The organism is Flavobacterium alvei, from assembly GCF_002920895.1.
Lineage (GTDB): Bacteria > Bacteroidota > Bacteroidia > Flavobacteriales > Flavobacteriaceae > Flavobacterium > Flavobacterium alvei.
The window spans coordinates 1-2,826 of sequence record NZ_PQVG01000019.1 but is presented as its reverse complement, the minus strand read 5'-3'; the positions used below and the strand labels follow the sequence as shown (position 1 = coordinate 2,826).

Sequence of the window (2,826 nt, the reverse complement as noted above, 5' to 3'; positions counted from 1 at the left end):
CTGGCGCTACGGTATCATCAATAATCACATTTTGATCAGCAGTTACAATTTGACCATTTCCATCATTGAAAGACCAAGTTACTATTGTTGTTCCTTGTGTGGTTATAGGGAACGGAGTTGATGTTGTACCTGTTATCGTGCCAGCACAGACATCAGTTGTTGTAGGTGCAGTTGGAGTAACAGAACATTGTGCTGTAACATTTGTAAGTGTTGGTGTTACAGGAGGGGTTACGTCTTTGATAGTTACGTTGGCAACACAAGTGCTAGTTTGTCCGTCAGCGTCAGTTACAGAAAGTGTTACGGCTTGAACAGTATTGGCATGTGTGCAATTGAAGGTGTTTGGAGAAACGGATATAGCTGTAATACCAATATCGTCGGTTGAATTATTGTTAACATCTGCAGGGAGTACAGTTAAAGTTCCAGCACTGCTCAAGTTTAGCGTTGCGTCTTTACAGTTTGCAACTGGAGGCGAAGAAATAATTTCCAACACTTTAAAGTTGTCAAATCTAAACCCTTTGAATGTAGTGTTATATCCGTGAGCTCTATTGTTAGAGTCGGTTCTTAATATGAATCGGAATTTAACACTTGCTTTGTTGAATAGTCCAGCGTTTTCAGTTGCGCTAATATAGTATTCTTCCAGCACCCATTTGCCAAATTTGTCACCATCATACAAAGCTTGTCCATCAGGTTGGAATCCTTTGTCCGCTGTTGTTTTTGAAGTTGTTGATAGTGTGGTGGAGTAGTCGGTAACAGCTGTTGTGGTGCCTGGTTTTGTATATTTTCCATTCATTACAATCCAAGTTGTTCCACCGTCAGGAGAACCTTGTAATTGCACATAATCAAAACTTCTTTCTAAATCCCATTTGGCATTGAATTGAATGGCAACTTGTTGTTTTCCAGCTAATGAAATGGCTGTTGTTTGAGTTAGATTTGCAGTAGTTATTGCGTTAGAATAGGCAGCGGCTGTGTTGGTTGTGATACCGGCTGTTCCTCCAAAACCATCTGTAGAAGTTATCGCCCAAGATGAAGTTCCAGAAGCAGTCCAACCCGCCAAAGCCAGTGTAGTTGGATTCGCAGCTGATGTAAAAATACTTGTTGGGTTATAATATTTTTCTATTCTAGTTTTATAAATGATGTAAGAACCGTTTGATAGCGTAACTTCAAATTCAATTTTCTCTTTATTAGCAATAGTTGGACTAAGAGTGAAATTAACATCTAGATTTCTTTGTTCTAAAACAGTCATTCCAGATTGAACAGCTACGTTTGTAACGGAAAGGATATTTGAAGAAATAGGGGTAACTGTTAGGGTAAAATCTCCAGAAGTTTGTCCTACTCTTTCTAATCCAAAGTTTAAAGTTCCGCTAGTACTTGTTATGTCAGATTTAGTTAAGTCGTGTAATTTTGCATATACACCGCTATAAAAACCTGCAATAAAATTCATTCTAACAGCTCTTTTAGCTATTGGTGTAATTTGAGTTGGTGTTGGCCAAAATCCACCTTCACCAGTTGTAGCACCATTTTCAGGAGTCCAGCACAAAGTATTTTTTCCAGAACCTTCATTCATCCAGTCGTTGCAATTTCCGTTATTCCAGTAGCTAATATTTGGACTAGATCCGTAGGCATATCGGCTAAACTGTGTCATATCGTGCGAATATTGGTAGTATTCGTTTTCTCTTCCAGTGAGTACAGGAGCATTTGCTGTGTTGTTATTTGGATGATAGAAAGCTGCTCTTCCGTGTAGGGCTGCATTTTTATAGGAGTGATGGTTTATCGATGTTTTGAAATTATGCAGTAAGAAAAAATCTTTAATTATTGTAGTTTCAGCTTCAGAGAAACCAGCAGTTCCTCTGTAAGTATCGTCGCATCCATCAGGTGAAGATCCTTGGTCGTCATATCCCCAATAGGTTCCCCAGTTTCTGTTTAAATCGATTCCGTCAAGGTAAGTTGTACAAGCTCCAGTATCTCTTCTGTTTTTTCTTTGCATTCCACCACCAGTTGGAGATTGAGTTTGGTTATAAGTCAAACCATCAGGATTTACGATTGGAATAAAATAAAGGTCGTGGTGATCTACTAAATTTTTCACATCAGGATCAGTGGCATAGTTTTCTAAAAGATACCACATAAAATAGGTTAGGTTCATCAAACTAGAAACCTCTCTTGAGTGAGTCATTCCTGTGTATAATGTTTCTGGTTTGGTTCCAGCGATAGCTGAATTAGAAATTTTGACTACATAAACAGGTCTGCCTTCAATTGTACGTTGGTCAGTAGGAGATGCGTTTACTTTTGCAGTTATTAAATTGGGGTATAAACTTCTCATTAAATCAAGTTGTGCTAAAGTTTCGTCAACAGTTAAACAGCCACCAAAAGAAGCTCCTAATTGAAAATTTGTTGGAACAGCCCAATCGATTTCTGTGTTTTCAAATCTATGGGTTATGTTGCCGTAAGTAGTTGATTTTAAGCTTGTAGTTTTATTATTGCTTTTGGTTTTGCTTAATTTTTGAGTTTTTAAAATAGACTTAGCTTGTGGTAAGTTTTTAGAAGCTCTTTTTGCATAAAAACTTTCCATGTCTTCAATGATAACTTGATAGGATGTTATTTTTTTAACTTTTGATTCTTCATAGGCAGAAACTTCAATAAGTAAATCGCCATTTGAGTCAAATTGAGAACCACAATCTAAATCAAGTCCAATACGACCTAATTTATTCATCATTTCTGACGAAGGATTGGTTATTTTAATTTTTTTGTAAATTTCATTAGGTTCTGTTTTTGTTTTATGTGATTCATGTGTGGATTGTGAATACAAAAACGTTGTAAAAAATAAAACAG

At 36.9% G+C, this 2,826-nt stretch carries 1 protein-coding gene; it reads right to left on the bottom strand.

The genetic code is table 11. The features are described 5' to 3' along the window. Positions 1-2,710 (bottom strand): M14 family metallopeptidase (locus C3L50_RS16180; protein ID WP_165784030.1); only part of this gene is annotated, 2,710 nt, incomplete at its 3' end. Positions 2,711-2,826 lie beyond the last annotated feature (116 nt).